At 59.9% G+C, this 16875-nt stretch carries 14 protein-coding genes and 1 rRNA gene; 2 read left to right on the plus strand and 13 right to left on the minus strand.

The genetic code is table 11. The annotated features are described in order from the left end of the window. Both FE782_RS31610 and FE782_RS31615 read right to left on the minus strand, forming a co-directional pair. Positions 1 to 84: ribosomal RNA gene (locus FE782_RS31610) — 16S ribosomal RNA — on the minus strand; the annotation flags it as partial. 306 nt (positions 85 to 390) lie between these two features. Continuing rightward, positions 391 to 1251: a nucleotidyltransferase-like protein gene (locus FE782_RS31615; RefSeq protein WP_138198335.1), complete on the minus strand. Its 861-nt coding sequence runs from the start codon at positions 1249 to 1251 to the stop codon at positions 391 to 393. Positions 1252 to 1381: 130 nt separating this feature from the next. Between FE782_RS31615 and FE782_RS31620 the strand changes: the two genes are divergently transcribed. Further along, a complete protein-coding gene (locus tag FE782_RS31620) occupies positions 1382 to 1714 on the plus strand; it encodes a DUF2614 family zinc ribbon-containing protein (RefSeq protein ID WP_138198337.1) in 333 nt (110 codons plus the stop codon). Between the two features lie 73 nt (positions 1715 to 1787). Here FE782_RS31620 and FE782_RS31625 read toward each other — a convergent pair whose 3' ends face one another. From FE782_RS31625 to FE782_RS31655, 7 genes are all read right to left on the minus strand, one after another. Next, a complete protein-coding gene (locus tag FE782_RS31625) occupies positions 1788 to 3545 on the minus strand; it encodes a glycosyl hydrolase family 18 protein (RefSeq protein WP_238392735.1) in 1758 nt (585 codons plus the stop codon). A 116-nt stretch (positions 3546 to 3661) separates the two neighbouring features. Beyond that, positions 3662 to 4096, minus strand: a complete 435-nt coding sequence (locus tag FE782_RS31630) for a Fur family transcriptional regulator (protein WP_138198339.1) — start codon at positions 4094 to 4096, stop codon at positions 3662 to 3664. 110 nt (positions 4097 to 4206) lie between these two features. Continuing rightward, a complete protein-coding gene (locus tag FE782_RS31635; protein ID WP_138198341.1) occupies positions 4207 to 4719 on the minus strand; it encodes a DUF6677 family protein in 513 nt (170 codons plus the stop codon). 66 nt (positions 4720 to 4785) lie between these two features. Further along, entirely contained in the window at positions 4786 to 6234 is a 1449-nt protein-coding gene (gene gatB, locus FE782_RS31640; protein ID WP_138198342.1) for an Asp-tRNA(Asn)/Glu-tRNA(Gln) amidotransferase subunit GatB, read from the minus strand. 26 nt (positions 6235 to 6260) lie between these two features. Then, positions 6261 to 7721, minus strand: a complete 1461-nt coding sequence (gatA, locus tag FE782_RS31645) for an Asp-tRNA(Asn)/Glu-tRNA(Gln) amidotransferase subunit GatA (protein WP_138198344.1) — start codon at positions 7719 to 7721, stop codon at positions 6261 to 6263. Positions 7722 to 7777: 56 nt separating this feature from the next. Continuing rightward, complete coding sequence (gene gatC, locus FE782_RS31650; protein WP_138198346.1) at positions 7778 to 8065, minus strand: Asp-tRNA(Asn)/Glu-tRNA(Gln) amidotransferase subunit GatC; 288 nt, start codon at positions 8063 to 8065, stop codon at positions 7778 to 7780. A gap of 130 nt (positions 8066 to 8195) precedes the next feature. Then, positions 8196 to 8570, minus strand: coding sequence for an ATPase (locus FE782_RS31655; RefSeq protein ID WP_138198348.1), 375 nt, complete (start codon positions 8568 to 8570; stop codon positions 8196 to 8198). A 149-nt stretch (positions 8571 to 8719) separates the two neighbouring features. Here FE782_RS31655 and ytvI point away from each other — a divergent pair, with 149 nt between their 5' ends. After that, positions 8720 to 9817: a sporulation integral membrane protein YtvI gene (ytvI, locus tag FE782_RS31660; protein ID WP_138198349.1), complete on the plus strand. Its 1098-nt coding sequence runs from the start codon at positions 8720 to 8722 to the stop codon at positions 9815 to 9817. A 72-nt stretch (positions 9818 to 9889) separates the two neighbouring features. Here the strand turns inward: ytvI and FE782_RS31665 are convergent, their stop codons facing one another. The 4 genes from FE782_RS31665 to FE782_RS31680 all read right to left on the minus strand — a co-directional run bounded on the left by FE782_RS31665 (position 9890) and on the right by FE782_RS31680 (position 15968). Then, positions 9890 to 12253, minus strand: coding sequence for a glycoside hydrolase family 95 protein (locus tag FE782_RS31665; protein ID WP_138198351.1), 2364 nt, complete (start codon positions 12251 to 12253; stop codon positions 9890 to 9892). A gap of 85 nt (positions 12254 to 12338) precedes the next feature. Then, positions 12339 to 14042 (minus strand): extracellular solute-binding protein, encoded by a 1704-nt coding sequence (locus FE782_RS31670; RefSeq protein ID WP_138198353.1) that lies wholly within the window; start codon positions 14040 to 14042, stop codon positions 12339 to 12341. A gap of 72 nt (positions 14043 to 14114) precedes the next feature. Continuing rightward, entirely contained in the window at positions 14115 to 14993 is an 879-nt protein-coding gene (locus tag FE782_RS31675) for a carbohydrate ABC transporter permease (protein ID WP_138198354.1), read from the minus strand. Positions 14994 to 15014: 21 nt separating this feature from the next. After that, positions 15015 to 15968 (minus strand): ABC transporter permease, encoded by a 954-nt coding sequence (locus FE782_RS31680; protein ID WP_138198356.1) that lies wholly within the window; start codon positions 15966 to 15968, stop codon positions 15015 to 15017. Between the last annotated feature and the right edge of the window lie 907 nt (positions 15969 to 16875).

The following is a 16875-nucleotide window of genomic DNA, read 5'->3' on the forward strand; positions in this document are numbered from 1 at the left end:
CCCGAAGGACAAGATCCGCTCGACTTGCATGTATTAGGCACGCCGCCAGCGTTCGTCCTGAGCCAGGATCAAACTCTCCAAAAAGGGTAGTTCAATATGCTGCGCTCATTACAAGCTAGCTTTACTTCTTTAAAAAAGCATATGCGCTCATGTTCAGTTTTCAAGGAGCAAGCTTTATTTCATCATCGCCTCTTTTTTAGCGGCGACTTTTATATACTACCACACTCGCCTATCCGATTGCAACCATTATTTTTTTTACCAAATGGTCGTTCGCTCTCGGGGTCGTCCATTCGAACAACCGTTTTTGGCGTGCAGGAGATAATTTATCACATGACAAAACCAAAAGTCAAGGGATTTGCCCGAGGCAAATCCCTTCTCGTCTTCCGTATGTTAACTGATGTATTTCATCTCCAACACGTCCAGGCTCGGATCGGAGGCGACGAACACTTCCTGAATGAGCGAGCGGCGCACCAGCTTCTTAAGCACGAGATGGAGCTCGGTCTGCATGGAGCGCAGATCGGGATGCCGCTCCAGCTCCGCGGCGCTCCACGGCTCGGAGCGGCTGGACAAGATGCGCAGCAGCGGCCGGCAGCAATCCTTCAGCTTGGACATTACCGAGAAATCGCATGCCAAATGCGCGAGACGGACGCGTTGCTCCAACGTCTCCGTATTCGAAGACAGCTCTTCGTACAGCTTAAAGATACCCGGATTGATGCTTCTTACTTGCTTCCAGACGGTCAGCTCCGGCACATGCCCGCTCTCGACGACGGACATCTTAGCCCAATGATGGACGGCCGTCAGAATGTGACTATGCGCGTCCAGCAGATCTCCGGCCTCCAAGTCATTCTTGCTTAAGATGAAATGGCGCAAAAACAACGAGAATTCCCGAAACAGCCGCTCGTCCCGTTTCTCGGGCGTCACCGCGAGCAGCGTCTCTCGCTTTTCCTCGAGGAACCCTTGTTTATCCAATACGATCTCTCCCGCTAACAGCCATTGTTGCACGTCGCGATTGCCGGTCGGAGACAACAGCGCCACCAACGTCTCTCGGTCGTACCATCTTTCTTGTATGTAGGTCTTGTCTTTACTATAATGGTGGGTGAAGCATTGCTGACGATCGCTGTCGGTAACGATGATGATCAGCGCGTCGAAGCCGTCGATCAATGCGGAAAACTGCATCGGCTTCTCGATGTACGCCGCCGCGATCACATCCGATCTGTCCGCGTAATGCCGCTCGACGAACGATTTGATCATAACCCACAAGCCCCCATGTCTTTATCCGATACGCTTCGTGCATTTTGAGATAGAACATATATTCTACGGCGATGGGCGGTTTCCTGCCGAACGGCGAGCATTTTTTCAACCGAAAGAGGAGAAGATACGAATGCGCTTGAAATCAAGCAAGGTGAACGAATTCCGGTTATGGGGCTTGGTATTGATGCTGGCGGGCATGGGCTTCATGATCGCCGGAACGGCGGCGATCGTCTTTAAGTTTCCCGGTTCGGGCATCATTACCGGCATCGGGCTCGTCCTCGGACTGATCACGATGTTGGGCAGCATGGCGATTTACTTCTGGGCCGGCATGCTGTCGACTAGCGCGGTACAACTGCAATGCCCGGAATGCGGCGAGCTGACGAAGATGCTCGGCAAGACCGACCGTTGCATGTACTGCAAGACGATTCTTACGTTGGACCCATCCCAAGCGCGGAACTCTTAATGAAGGAAAAAGATGAGAAGAACCTCAGCATTCGAGGCTCCGCTCATCTTTTTTTATTTTCTATGAGATGAAGTTATTTATGATGCAACGTTTCGTCGATCGTGTTCCAGATCGCGTCGTTCGCGAAGTTGCGGCTCCACGCCGCGACGCCCGCGAGCCCGAGCTCCCGCGCGAGCTTGGCTCGCGCCTGCATCGAGACTTCGTCTTCGATCCAAATCTTCTTTACGGCGCCGTTCTCCTCGTACTGAACGTATCGTTGACCGGTTTTCTCGTCCAATGTCGGTTGTAAACCCTTCTCCTTGATTAAATCCGCTACGGCCTTCATGCCCACCGCTTTCGAAGACACCTTCTTTTTCCCGTCCACGGTTTCTTCGGTCCAGATTCTCGTGTAGAACGGCACCCCGAGCAGCAGCTTCTCCGCCGGCACGCCATGCTCTTCGATAATGACGCGCATCCCGTTCTCCACCCAAGGCAGCGAAGCGACGGAGCCGGCGACCGGACTCGACGCCCAATGCTCGTCGTATGCCATCACCATCATGTAATCGACGATGGACCCGAGCGCCTTCCGGTCGAGGAACTTCGACCACGTATCGCTGCCGCCGGCGAACGTCACGTCGATCGAGACGGTCAGTCCAGCCTCGTGCAGCAGAGGCGTCAGCTCGCGCATAAACTGCGTGAGATTCGGGCCGTCCTTCACGTGCACATTTTCGAAATCGACATTCAAGCCGTCCAGCTTGTACAGCTGCGCCCAGCTGACGAGCTGCCTCGCCATCGACATGCGCCGATCGTACGTCGATAACGCCTCCGCCGTCATATCCGGGTCGAAGTTGTTGCTGAAGAGCGCCCACACCTGATAGCCGCGGTCATGCGCCCATCGGACGTAGGCGGCGTCGGCTCGATTCTCGAGATTGCCTTCGCCGTCGATGACGTGGAACCACGTCGGCGAGACGACGTTCAGCCCCGGCATCGCTCCGAACTTCGTCGCGTCCGGATTCCGTTCGTACACTTGCTCCCAAGCGAGCACGATCTTCTTCCCCATCGGCCGATCGGGAACATAAGGAGCCGCTTGGGGTGCGTCGGGACCGGACACGATCTCCGCCCCGGCCCATCGAACCGCTCGTTCGTCGGCGAATCCGACATACCCCCGATCCGTCTGTACCTTATACCAGCCTTCCGCTTCGCCCCAGACGACCGCCCGTTCGCCGGGCGCCAGGTCGTCGACGATCGGGGCGCGCACCGTCGGTTCCGACCGGACGGCGACGTCCCGCGGCCGTTCTTCGCCGTCGGCGGGCGCCGGCGCTTCGATGCGCGCCAACGTATCGCCGGCGCGCGCGAGCGTCACGATCCCCGTATCCGCGGCTTCGGTGACGGTCAAGCCGTAAATCGGCAGGATCGGATCGACGGGGACGTAGACGACGCCGTCCTCCGCCAGCTCGACCGGGAAGCGCAGCTCGAACGGCCGGTCGTTCGACCAAGCCGTCAGCTGGTCGCTCACCAACCGCAGCACGCGATCCTTCGTCGCGATAATGACGGACGAGCTCGCCTCCTCGTAACGAATATTCGGATCGACGACCTCCTGCAGCAACGTCAAGGGGAGCTTCAAGCCTTCCCCCGCGCCGATCGCGCTTCCGTCCAGCGGGGCGCCTTGATAAAACACCGGCTTGTCCGAGCCGTAATCGGGGATGATGCGCGTATCGACGGGCCCGTAGTTGCGAAGGAACCAAACCAAGGCGACGCCGAGCAGCGCGATCGTCATGATTAGAAAGAATAGAACGGACCAACCTCGGCCGCGGTGCTTGCGTCTCGGCGGCGGTACGGTCGCTGTATGCACGGTGCCTCACCTCCGGAAGGAATAGAAATTTTAATGTGCCGAAAAATAAAAACGTGCCGAACCCTACCCGGGAATACGGCACGCGTCGATCAACCGAATGAAACTGTTCCTGCCCGTCAGTGCGAAACGCGCTTGGCGCACGCGCTGCAAATCCCGTACACTTCCATGCGGTGGCCGTGCACTTGGAACCCGGTATGCGTCGCGGCGGCGACCTCGATCTCCGTCAACGGCGGAAACTCGAAATCGGCGATCGTGCCGCAATGCTCGCAGATCGCATGGTAATGCTCCGACATATCCGCGTCGAACCGGCTGGAATCGTCGCCGTACGTCAGCTCCCGCACGAGCCCCGCTTCGATAAACACCTTCAAATTATTATATACGGTCGCCACGCTCATGCTGGGAAAACGGTCCGCAAGCGCCCGATAAATTTCGTCCGCGGTCGGATGGGTCATCGATTGCAGCAGGAAGGATAAGATGGCATACCGCTGAGGCGTCATGCGTACCCCGGTCGATTTCAGTTTATCCAGCGCCATATCTAGCTCCATCGCCATAAACGCTCCCCCCATCCTCGTTCCTGTTTATAGTCATTCTAAAAAGTCTTAGTTTATTGTACGTCGCATTCTCGCCGTTTGTCAACGAATGCGGCCGCCGCCGGCGCCTTTCACTTTTTTCCGGCGCCCGACAAAAACACGAAAACGCCGATCAGAATGAGCGCCCCGGCGACGATCAACGGACCGTTGTCCCCCGCGACGGGATCGAGCCCTTCGCCGCCGGTCGTCGCCCAGTACGCCGCGAACAGCAGCCCGCCACCGATGAAGGCGTATTGCGCGAGCGACGAGCGGCCGCGCTGCGGCGACGCCGCGCCCGAGGTTTCGCCGTCGAATCGGTTCATTCGTTCCGTCGTCTGCAGCGCATCGAACAGGGCGTACAAATAGATAACCGGAATGAGGATGCCGAGCAGCACGATGAGCGGCACGATCCCATCCATAGAGACGAGGACCAAGCCGAAAATGTTGCCGGCGAGGAGCAGCATAAAAAACAATCCTCGCTGCATCGCCCCCGCATACAGATGCCCGATGCCGGGGAACAGCGCCGATAACAGGCCGGCGACCCACTTCTTCTTCTTCGGCGTATCGATCTCGGTCGCCCCCTTCGTCGCTCGCGCGAACCGCACAGAAACCGAGCGGCGCTCGGCGGTTTTCCGCCGGACCGATCGGTTTCTATTGACGAATCGCGTTCGTTATCCGTTCAACCGCTCCAAAATCAGCTTGTTGACCAAGCCCGGATTCGCTTTGCCCTTCGTTTCCTTCATGATTTGCCCGACGAGGAAGCCGACGGCCTTTTCTTTCCCCGCTTTGTAATCCGCGACGGATTGCGGGTTCGCGTCGACGATGCGGTCGACGACTTCCTTGATCGCGCCCTCGTCGCTGATCTGAACGAGGCCTTGCTCCTGCACGATCGTCTGCGGCGGCTTGCCCGTCTCGATCATGTCCTTGAACACCGACTTGGCGATCTTCGTCGAGATCGTACCGTTCTCGATGAGGCCGATCATCTCGCCGAGCCCGCGGCCGGTGATCTTCACGTCCTTCAGCTCGAGATTGTTCGCGTTCAAGTACCCGAGCAGATCGCCCATGATCCAGTTCGCCGCGGCTTTCGCGTCCTTCGTGAATTGAAGGCTCTCCTCGAAAAAGCGCGCGAGCGGCAGCGACGCCGTGATGACGTCGGCGTCGTACGCCGACAAGCCGTATTCGGCGGCGTAACGAGCCTTCTTCGCGTCCGGCAGCTCCGGAATCGTCGCCCGGATGCTCGCCTTCCACTCGTCGTCGATATACAGCTTCACGAGATCTGGGTCCGGGAAGTAGCGATAGTCGTGCGCTTCTTCCTTGCCGCGCATCGAGAACGTCTTGCCTTGTCCTTCGTCCCAGCGGCGCGTCTCCTGCACGACCTGACCTCCGCCGTCGAGAATGTCGGCTTGGCGCAGCTCTTCGTATTCCAATCCGCGCTGCACGCCGCGGAACGAGTTCATGTTCTTCAGCTCGGCGCGGGTGCCGAATTCCTTCTGTCCCCACGGACGGATCGAGATGTTGGCGTCGCATCGGAGCGACCCCTCTTCCATCTTTACGTCCGAGACCTCGCAATATTGCATGATCGCCTTCAATTTTTCGAGATACGCTCTCGCTTCTTCCGGACTGCGAATGTCCGGCTCGGAGACGATCTCGACGAGCGGCGTGCCGACGCGGTTGAAGTCGACGAGCGACCCGACGCCGGCCGGAAGATGCGTCAGCTTGCCCGCGTCTTCTTCGAGATGCAGCCGCGTCACGCCGATGCGCTTCGTTTGTCCGTTCACTTCGATGTCGATCCAGCCGTTCTTGCCGATCGGCTGGTCGTATTGAGAAATCTGATACGCCTTCGGGGAGTCGGGGTAGAAATAGTTTTTCCGGTCGAACTTGCTCTCCGTCGCGATCTCGCAGTTCAGCGCCATCGCCGCCTTAATGGCGTATTCGACGGCCCGCTTGTTCAGCACCGGCAGAACGCCGGGATGTCCGAGGCAGATCGGGCACGTATGCGAGTTCGGCGGCGCGCCGAAAGCGGTCGAGCAGCCGCAGAAAATCTTGGAGTTCGTGTGCAGCTCTACGTGCACTTCGAGTCCGACGACCGTTTCGTATTTTCGTTCGGTGGCTTGCGTCATGGGGGTTCCTCCTTCCTCTGCTTCGCTTATAGGTTCGGTCTTTGCTTATGATGGTCCGTCGCTTGCTCGTACGCGTGAGCCGCGCGAAGCACGGTCGATTCGTCGAACGCCCGTCCGATCAGCTGCAGGCCGATCGGCAGCCCTTCCGCGTTCGTGCCGCACGGCACCGAGATCGCCGGCACGCCGGCCAAGTTGACGGGGATCGAAAAGATGTCGTTCAGGTACATCGTCAGCGGGTCGTCCACCTGCGCGCCGAGCTTGAACGCCGGCGTCGGCGCCGTCGGCCCGAGCACGAGATCGAACTTCTCGAAGACGACGTCGAAGTCGCGCTTAATGAGCGTGCGCACCTTCTGCGCCTTCAAGTAATACGCGTCGTAATAGCCGGAGCTCAGCGCGTACGTGCCGAGCATAATGCGGCGCTTCACTTCGTCGCCGAAGCCTTCGCTGCGCGACTTCACGAATACGTCCAAGAGCGATTCCGCCTCGGAGGAACGAACGCCGTACCGGACGCCGTCGAAGCGGGCCAGGTTGGAGGACGCCTCGGACGACGCCAGCAAATAATACGTCGCGACCGCGTATTCGTTATGCGGCATCGACACTTCCTCCCAGACGGCGCCCTGCGACTCCAGCACCTTGAGCGCCGTGAGAACGGCGTCCTTCACGGCCGGGTCGATTCCTTCGCCGAAGTACTCCTTCGGCACGGCGATGCGGAGGCCCCGGACGTCGCCCGTAAGCGCGCTAAGGTAATCCGGGATGTCGACGTTCGCCGACGTCGAGTCGAGCGGATCGTGGCCGGCGATCGCCTGCAGCACGTACGCCGCGTCTTCGACGGAGCGCGTCACCGGGCCGATCTGGTCGAGCGACGAAGCGAACGCCACGAGGCCGAAACGCGACACGAGGCCGTACGTCGGCTTCAATCCGACGACGCCGCAATACGCGGCGGGCTGGCGGATCGAACCGCCGGTATCGGACCCGAGCGCGAAAAACACCTCGCCCGCCGCCACCGCCGCGGCCGAGCCGCCGCTGGAGCCGCCAGGGACATGCTCCAGGTTCCACGGATTGCGGGTGACGTGGTAGGCGGAATTTTCGTTCGAGCCGCCCATCGCGAATTCGTCCATGTTGAGCTTGCCGATCGTGATCGACTGCGCCGCGTCCAGCTTGTCCATGACGGTCGCATGATGCACCGGCTTGAAGTTGTCGAGAAGCTTGCTCGCGCACGTCGTGCGCAGCCCTCTCGTGACGATATTATCCTTGATGCCGGCAGGCAATCCGAATAGAAGCCCCTTCGCTTCGCCGTCGCCGAGCCGATCGTCCAGCTCGGCCGCGCGGCGGCGGGCGCCTTCTTCGTTCAGCGTCAGGAACGCTTTGACGCGATCCTCCACCTCTCCGATACGGCGGTAGCTCTCGTCGACCAGATCGGCGACCGACAGCTCCTTCTTATGAAGCCGGTCTTGAATGTCTCGCAGTTTCGATTGGAATAAAGACAACGCGAACAATCCTTTCCTTCATATATGTAACGCAACTTCCATGCTTTGCTGAGTCGTTATTCGAGTACGGCCGGCACCCGGTATTGCCCGTCTTCTTCGTCCGGCGCGCCCGCCAGCGTCTCCTCGACCGGCCACGACGGTCTCGCCACGTCTTCGCGCAGCACGTTCTTCACCGGAAGCACGTGCGTGGTCGGCTCGACGCTGTCCGTGTCCAGCTCCTTCAGCTTCTCCGCATATTTCAAGATCGCGTTCAGCTGCTCCGTGAACCGTTCCTTCTCCGCGTCGGTCAAGGCCAAGCGGGCCAGCTTCGCGACATGCTCTACATCCTTCAACGTTACGCTCACTTTCGGGGCACCTCCGATATCTAAATACAAGTTCTCTCATTATATATTATAAAATTCGCGCCATGCAAAAAAAGCCTGCGCCGACGGTCTCCCCGCGGTCAGGCTTTCTCCATATCGGGCGAGCTTCCTCTTAAATCCACGCCCGCAAATTCACTTGTTTCACGAAATCCGACGCGTTCGGCGTCTCCTTCGGCTTCTCTTGCGCCGGCTCCTCTTCCCCGTTCAACAACCGCTTAAACAACGCTTCGTTCCGGGTCGCCAGGGCGAAGTCGATCAGCGACTCCTTCTCGACGCGCTCCGCTTCGCGCTGCAGCAGCGTCTCTTCCAATTCGACGTCGTCCTTCGGTACGAAGACGTGCTTATTCATCGTCGGCACGCGCACGACATAGTCGAACGCGTTGTCGGGGTTACGGTCGTACGCAATAATGAAGCCGTGCTCCCCGATCGGCAAGCCTTGTTCGAACTTGTCGCCCATGAGAATCACTTTCTGTCCCAATCGCAGCATTGCGGTACCCCCCTTATGCAATATATCGAAATTGTCGTTCTCGTTATCCATTCTTGCCTTTAATCCTACTAAAAAACGCGGCAGGTGTCTACTTTCGGAAGATCGGTTATGATATAGCTAGCAAAGATTAGGAAAGGGAGCGAATCCGCTTGCAAAGCTTCTATCGAAAATATTGGAGAACCGCGTTCGACATCGGTTTGATCGCGCTGACCGTGTACTTGCTCATGTACGCGTTCAGCTTCGTCTACCGCATCGCCACGCCGGTTCTGCTCGCGTTCGTTATTTTCTATCTTATGGAGCCGATGGCTCGCTTCATGCACAAACGCGGCATGAAGAAGTCGATCGCCGCCGCGATCGCCATCATCGTCCTGATGCTGATCGTGCTGCTCGTCTTCGTCGGACTCGGCGCCATCGTCGCGACGCAGGTCATCGGACTCATCTCGGCGATCGAAAGCAACTCCGCGATGCTGCAGGAGCATATTTTGCAAGGCGTCCGGTACGTACAGGAACAGTACAACGCGCTTCCCGTCGGCGCCGTGGAGCAAATCCAGAGCGCGCTCGCCGGGCTCAGCGATTGGGCGACCGGCTTCGCGGGCACGGTGCTCAACTACTTCGTCGGCATCGTCACGTCGTTCTCTACGTTTCTATTTAATTTCTCGATCGCGGTCGTGCTCGCCTACTTCCTCAGCATCGAGATTCCGTTCTGGCGGCGGACCGCCGAGACGAAGACGCCGAAGACGTTCAAGAAGGCGTTCGTCTTTCTCCGCGACAACGTCCTGCTCGGCCTGATGGCGTACATTAAGGCGCAGCTGAAGCTGATCGGCTTCACCTTCGCGATCGTCTTCATGGGGTTGCTCCTGCTGCGAATCGACAACGCGTTCTCCCTCGCGCTGCTCGCCGGGCTGTTCGATGTGTTGCCGCTGCTCGGCGTGTCGGCCGTCTTCCTGCCGTGGATCGCCTACTGCTTCATCACGGGCAACATCTTCCTCGGCGTCAGCTTATCGGTGCTGCTCGCGATCGTGCTCACGTTCCGGCAAATCATGGAGCCGAAGATTACCGGCGATTCGCTCGGCGTCTCGGCGTTCACCGTGCTGTCGGCCATGATGATTTCGATGTCGCTGTTCGGCGTGGCGGGCCTCATCCTGTCGCCGATCCTAATCATTCTACTGAAGGCGCTGTACGAGCAAGGATATTTGAAAAGGTGGATCCGCATGCCGCCCGAAGAATACGAGCGCACGGACCTCTGACGAACGGCACGAAGAAGGGCTGCCCAGGCCGGCGCGGGATCGCGTCGGTCGGGCAGCCCTTCTTGCGTTCGATTACGCGAGCGAGATCGCGTAGACGCCGCCGGGCGTCGTGGCGAAGCCGCCGTCGGCTTCGGGCGCGACGGCGGCGCCAGACGCGTCGCGGACGACGAAGCGCGCGGCGTCCGCGAGGCGGCAGCGGGCGCCGGCGTTCGAGCGCACGGTCGCGCCGGCGAGGCGGCCGTCCGCCCAGTCGACGTCGACGACGAAGCCGCCGCGCGCCTTCAGGCCGCGGACGCGGCCAGCCGGCCACGCCGCGGGCAGCGCCGGCAGCAGCCGGAGCGCGCCGCCGTGGCTCTGCAGTAGCATCTCCGCCATGCCGGCCGCGCCGCCGAAGTTGCCGTCGATTTGGAACGGCGGATGGTTGTCGAACAAGTTCGGCAGCGTGGAGCGGCGGAGCAGCGTGAACACGTATTCGTAGGCCGATTCCCCGTCGCCAAGCCGCGCGTACAGGTTCACGAGCCAAGCCGCGCTCCAGCCGGTATGGCCGCCGCCGTGCGCGAGCCGGCTCGCGAGCGTGGCGCGGCACGCCTCGGCGAGCGCCGGCGCGCGGTCGGGCGTCATATCCTCGCCCGGATACAAGCCGTACAAGTGCGACACGTGGCGGTGCCCCGGCTCGCTCTCCGGGAACGGCTCGAGCCATTCCTGCAGGCGGCCCTGCGCGTCGATTCGGTACGGCGGCAGGCGGCGCAGCGCGGCGCGGAGCTCTTCCGCGAACGCGGCGTCGTCCGCGTCCTCGATCGCCAACGCGCGAGACGCCTCGAGGCAATTCGCGAACAAGTCGCGGATGAGCGCGAGGTCCATCGTCGCCCCCGCCGAGACGCTGCACGGCTCGCCGTTCGACAGCAGGAAGCGGTTCTCCGGCGACGTGGACGGGCTCGTGACGAGCGTGCCGTCCGGCCCCTCGACCAGCCAATCGAGCGCGAACCGCGCGGCGCCCTTCATGAACGGGTACCCCGTCTCGCGCAGGAACCGCTCGTCCAGATTGAATGCATAATGCTCCCAGAGATGGCGGCACAGCCAGACGCCGCCCATCGGCCAGAACGCCCAGCTCGGGTCGCCGCCCGTCGGCGTCGACGCCCGCCACAGGTCGACGTTATGATGCGTCGTCCAGCCGCGCGCGCCGTAATGGACCGCCGCCGTCCGGGCGCCCGTCCGGCTCAGGTCGGCGATCAGACCGAACAACGGCTCGTGGCACTCGCTCAGATTGCACAGCTCCGCGGGCCAATAGTTCATCTGCGTATTGATGTTCGTCGTGTAGTCGGAGCACCACGGCGGCTGCACCCGGTCGTTCCAGATGCCTTGCAAGTTCGCGGGCTGCGTGCCCGGACGCGACGACGCGATAAGCAAGTACCGCCCATACTGAAAATACAGCTCCTCGAGCCGATCGTCTCGGACGCCTTCCCGGTATCGCGCGAGCCGCTCGTCCGTCGGCGTATCGTCCGCCTCACCGGCTTCGCCGTTCCCGAGCGTCAACTCCGCTCGCTCGAACAGCGCGCGATGCTCCGCTTCGTGACGCGCCCGAAGCGTACCGTACGGCATCGAGCGCATCGCGTCGAGGGCGGCGGCGCACGTCGCCGCGAGCGGAGCGGCGCCCGGCTTCGGCATGACGTCGTACCGCTCGAAGTCGGTCGCCGCCGCCAGCAGGAGCGTCATGGAGCGTGCGCCGCGGATGCGCAGCGTCCCGTCGGCCGCCGACAGCGTCCCCCCGTCGACGACGGCCCGGAGCCGGATCGCGAACGACAGCCCGGCATCGTCCTCGTATTGGACCGAGTACGGGTGATCGCCGCGGTAATTGTCCGCGATGTGCGTCGGCGCCCGGCCTTGCAGCAGCAAGTCGTCCCCGGCCGCGGCGACGGCGTGCTTCAGCGGCGAATCCAGCGCCGCGTCGACGTCGAACGGCGCGCCTTCTTCGGTCGTAAGTCGCAAGATCATCGCTTGATCCGGCGCGCTGACGAACGACTCCCGCACGTACGTAACGCCGCCGAGCTTGTACCGGACCGTCGAGACGGCCGAGCCGAGCTCGAGCTCCCGGACGTACGCCTCCGGTTCGCCGTCCGCCGCATGCAGCGTCAAGCGCAGGTCGCCCAGCGGCTCGTACGACTGCACGTTGGCGCCGAGCATCTTGTCGCGGACGAGCGTCTCCGCCGCGCCGTATTCGCCGTTGGCGATCAGCTCCCGCGCGGTCTTCAAATATCGCAGCGCTTCGTAATTGTTCGTATCCCGCGGAAAACCCGACCACAGCGTATCCTCGTTCAACGCGTACCGCTCCTCGCGGACGCCCCCGAACGCCATCGCGCCGAGACGGCCGTTGCCGAGCGGCAGCGCTTCTTCCCACGTGGCGGCAGGCTGCTTATACCATAATCGTTGCTTGTTCATCCGAGCGATCCCTCTCCTTTTCCGCCCTGCGGAAAAAGGGAGCCGGCCGTCGGCCCGCCCCCTTCCGCTATGCATTTTCCGAAAATTACTGAATGACGCCTTTCTTCTGAAGATCCTGAATATGGCGTTCGTACATGACCTTCTCGACCTTCGCCGCGCCGACTTTATCCATGTCCGCGATGAAGTCCGCGTACACCTTGTCGAACTCGGCGTCGCTCTTCGCAAGCACGAGCTTCGGAATCGTCTTGTTCCACAGATCCTTGATCTTCGCGTTGATGACGCCTTCCGTCGTCGACCCTTCCGGCTCGATGTTGTCGAGGCCGAGCGCATTGCCGTCGAAGTTGTACTTCGCGATCATCTCTTTGGCCGCGTATTGCTCCGGCTGGTTCTTCATGAAATCGCGCTTCTCCGCGTCGTCCCACAGCTTGCCCGCTCGCCACATGAGCGTGGATGCGGTGAGGCCGTACTTATTATACCATGCCGCGTTGTCGGACAGCTCGAGCTGCTTCACTTCTTCCTTGTATTGCGGCAAGCCGTCGACCATGTCGTACGTCTCGCCTTCCGTGCCGTAACGCAAATCCATCTGGCCTTCGTCCGACCAAGCGTATTCCAAGAACTTGATGATCCGGTCCGGATTTTTCGCGTTCTTCGTAATGAAGAAGCCCTGCCAGCCCATCAGACGCTGCGCCGGATAACGCGGCTCTTGCCCGTCCACCTTCAGCGGGTTCAGGATGACGTATTTCTTGTCCGCCCCGATCGTGCTTTCGATCTTCGGATTGTACATCGTGTAGATGTTGTTCATGAACGCGCTCGACACGATGTACTGGCCGCCGTAAATTTTCTCTTCGTATTGCTCCTGCTTCGCGATCAATTGCTGCGAGTCGAACAGGCCTTCCTTCTGCAGTCGGTTCACGAAGCGGAACGCCTCGATGAAGCCCGGATCGCGCATCGGGTAGGTAAGCAGCTTCTCGTCGTCCTTGATGCGGTTCTCCTGGTGATTCGGCGAGAACGAGTAAATGAGCGAATCCATCGACAAGCTGCCTTGGAAGCCCCACATCGAGACGTCGAACGATTCCATGCCGAGCGGGCTGAGGTCCGGATATTTCGCCTTCGCGTCCTTGAGGAACGCGATGAGATCTTCCTCCGTCTCGATCGCCGGCTGGCCCAGCGCTTCGTAGATGTCGCTGCGGACGAAGTACGGGCGGATCGGCGTAATCGGCACGCCGTTCACGAGACGGTCCTTCGTCTCGTAGAAGTTCGGTAGGTACCAAAGCTTGCCGTTCACGGAGTGGTACTTCACCATCTCTTCGTCGAGCAGACCGCGGAAGTTCGGCGCGTACTGGTCGATCAGCTCGTCGAGCGAGTACACCATGCCGCTGTTGATCAGCTTCGTGACTTGCGGATGGTTCCAGTCGAGCATAAGCGTATCCGGCAGATCGTTGGAGGCGATCATCGTGTTCAGGAAGTCGTTGTCGTTGCCGGTCGCGAGGAATCGGTCGATCGTCGCGCCCGTCTTTTCCGTCACGAGCTTCATCGCGTATTGGTCTTTCCACAAGTAGTTCGAAGCCCATGTGCCATAGAAGTATTGACGGAACGTGAACGGGGACGTGTCGGACTTGTATTCCAGCTCGTTCGGATCCGCCGGCGCCGCATCGGTCCCTCCCGCCGTCTGCGTACCGCCCTCGGATTCGGCCGGCGTCGTCGGCGCGGCTTCTTCCTTCGCGCCGCAAGCGGCCAATACGACGGATAACGCGAGAAGCGAGAATAAGCTTTTCTTCATTCGGTTCATGCGATGTATCCTCCCTTTTCTGTGTTTCCCCTAGTGTTGTGTATGCTTAACGGTTTCCCGTGCAAGCCGTGCTTATCCTTTGACGGAGCCGATCATAATGCCCTTCACGAAGTATTTCTGAAGGAACGGGTACGAGAAGACGATCGGCAGCGTCGTAATGACCATCGTCGCCAGCTTCACCGATTCGGCGGTGACCGTCTTCATCCCGAGGTTGCTGGCGATCAAGCTGACATTGCTGTTCGAGCTGATAATCTGCATCAAAATTTGCTGCAGCGTTCTCAGATCCGGTCCGCCGTACAGCATCGCGTCGAACCAGGAGTTCCAATGGAACACCGCGTTGAACAGCGCGACCGTCGCGAGCACCGGCTTCGAGACGGGCAGAACGAGCCGGAAGAAGACGATCAGATCGTTCGCTCCGTCCACCTTGGCCGACTCCTCCATCTCCTTCGGGATGCCGCGGAAGAACGTCAAGATGATGATGGCGTTGAACACGTTGAACAGCGTCGGCAGGACGTACACCAGGAAGCTGCCCTTCAGATGCAAGTATTTCGCGATGAGCAGGTACTCCGGGATCAGGCCCCCGTGGAAGTACATCGTCACGATCGCCATCATCAGGAAAATTTTGCGCCCGAGCAGCTCGGGCTTCGAGACGCCGTAGGCGAACGCCGCGGTGAACAGGACGGCGCAGGCGGTGCCGACGAGCGTCCGGGCGACGGTGACGAAAAACGCGGACAGGATGCTCTCGTCGCGGAACACCATCTTATAGTTTTCTAGCGAGAAGACGCGGGGCCAGAACGTGACGCCCCCGCGGGCCGCGTCGATCGGATCGTTGAGCGAAGTAATTAAGATGTTATAGAACGGATACAGCGTCGCGAAGGCGACGATACCGAGAAGCAGGACGTTGGCGGCGTCGAACAGCTTCTCTCCGGGCGTGCGATGGAACGTGTGCATGGAACGCGATTCCTCCTTCCGTTAGAACAGGCTCTCGCCCGTCAGCTTGCGCGACGTGAAGTTCGCCGTGAACATGAGCGCGAACGCGACGATCGATTGGAACAGCCCGACCGCGGTGCCGTACGAAAATCTGCCGAGCACGATGCCCATGTCGTAGGCGTAAATTTGCAGCACGTTCGCTTCGTCCTGCGTCATCGAGTTTTGCATCAGGAACAGCTGGTCGAAGTTCGTGTTGACGAGGCCGCCGACCGCCAGAATGAACAGGATGACGATCGTGGGCTTGAGCGCCGGCAGCGTGATGTGCCAGATGCGCTTGAAGCGGCCCGCGCCGTCGACGACCGCCGCTTCGTACAGCTGCGGGTCGATGCCGGCGATCGCGGCGAGGAAGATGATCGAGTTCCAGCCGATGTTCTTCCAAATTTCCGAGACGACGACGAGCGTCAGGAACGTATCCGGGTCGCCCATCAGGATGCGCTCCGCGTCGACGAGGCCGAGCGTCTGCAGCAGCGAGCTTAACGCGCCGGTCCGGGGATCGAGCAGCGTGTACATGAAGCCGACGACGAACACCCATGAGATGAAGTACGGCAGGTACGACAGCGACTGAACGACGCGCTTGAACTTCTGGCTGCGCAGCTCGTTCAGCAGAATCGCCAGCAGGATCGGCGCCGGGAAGCCGAAGATCAGCTTCGCGATGCTGATTTTGAACGTGTTCCCGAGCGCGTCCAGGAACGTCGGGTCGATGAACAGCTCCTCGAAGTTCGCGAGTCCGAGCCACGGGCTGCCCGCGAACCCTTGAACGGGGTTGTACTCTTGGAATGCGATAATGATGCCGTACATCGGCGCGTAATTGAACACGATCATCCAGAGGACGGCCGGCAGCGTCAAGATCATGAGGTAGCGCTGCGACCAGAACAATCTCGCGAGTCGAGATTTGTTCGTTCCGGCGGCAGCGGGGGTTACGGCGGCGTTGCGCATCGGCGATTCTCCTTTCGACGAAAACCCTTACATCGTATTTTCGATGTTCTCATTGTACGGGGCGCGCGCGGGTCGGAACTATAATAAAAACCAATGATCGTTTCGAAATCCAACGGGCTTTCGAAATATCGAGGTGGAACGCCATGCTTACCGACGGCCCCGGGGAAAGAAGCGCAGATGTGAGCTTACTTCCGGAGGATTCTCCGGATCCGGCGATATAAGCGCGGATGTGCGCTTATATCCGGAGTTCTCTCCGGATTCGGCGAGATAAGCGCGGATGTGCGCTTATTTCCGGAGTTTTCTCCGGATTCGGCGAGATAAGCTCGAATGTGCGCTTATCTCCGGAGTTTTCTCCGGATTCGGCGAGATAAGCTCGGATATGCGCTTATTTCCGGAGGATTCTTCGGATTCGGCGAGATAAGCCCAGATCTGAGCTTATCTCCGAGAGGCATGCTCCAACGATCGGGTACCCCCGAGCCGAACCGCAGAAAAAAGGAGCGACATTCGTCGCCCCGTTGCTGATAACGCCAAGTATTCGCTTATCCCCGCAAATAACGTCATATTTGACACTATCGCACGCACGCGACCGCCGAAGTCCGTCCCGCCTGTTGGCACTTGCCGACCGCCAAACTCGATAATGCCACATATGCGCTTATCCCAGCAAATAAAGCCATATTTGATACTATTGCCCACCCACGGTAGCCGAGGTCCCGTCAAACCTCTTCGCCCTTGCCGACCGCCGAACTCGATAACGCTAAATATGCGCTTATCTCCGCAAATAACGCCATATTTGACACTATTGCACACCCGCGCGATGACGTACAATAGTTTGTGTACCAAAGATTGGAGCCTAGTCAGGCATAAAAAAAGTAGGGTATTCTTGGGATTGCGACGTCACCAAGAAAGG

Source organism: Paenibacillus antri (genome assembly GCF_005765165.1).
GTDB lineage: Bacteria > Bacillota > Bacilli > Paenibacillales > YIM-B00363 > Paenibacillus_AE > Paenibacillus_AE antri.

Bases quoted from the DNA above. Each gene is read 5' to 3' on its own strand.
- FE782_RS31620 (WP_138198337.1), top strand. From the start codon at position 1,382: ATGCGCTTGAAATCAAGCAAGGTGAACGAATTCCGGTTATGGGGCTTG.
- FE782_RS31680 (WP_138198356.1), bottom strand. From the start codon at position 15,968: ATGCGCAACGCCGCCGTAACCCCCGCTGCCGCCGGAACGAACAAATCT.
- FE782_RS31675 (WP_138198354.1), bottom strand. From the start codon at position 14,993: ATGCACACGTTCCATCGCACGCCCGGAGAGAAGCTGTTCGACGCCGCC.
- FE782_RS31615 (WP_138198335.1), bottom strand. From the start codon at position 1,251: ATGATCAAATCGTTCGTCGAGCGGCATTACGCGGACAGATCGGATGTG.
- FE782_RS31630 (WP_138198339.1), bottom strand. From the start codon at position 4,096: ATGGCGATGGAGCTAGATATGGCGCTGGATAAACTGAAATCGACCGGG.
- FE782_RS31665 (WP_138198351.1), bottom strand. From the start codon at position 12,253: ATGAACAAGCAACGATTATGGTATAAGCAGCCTGCCGCCACGTGGGAA.
- gatB (WP_138198342.1), bottom strand. From the start codon at position 6,234: ATGACGCAAGCCACCGAACGAAAATACGAAACGGTCGTCGGACTCGAA.
- FE782_RS31655 (WP_138198348.1), bottom strand. From the start codon at position 8,570: ATGCTGCGATTGGGACAGAAAGTGATTCTCATGGGCGACAAGTTCGAA.
- FE782_RS31670 (WP_138198353.1), bottom strand. From the start codon at position 14,042: ATGAACCGAATGAAGAAAAGCTTATTCTCGCTTCTCGCGTTATCCGTC.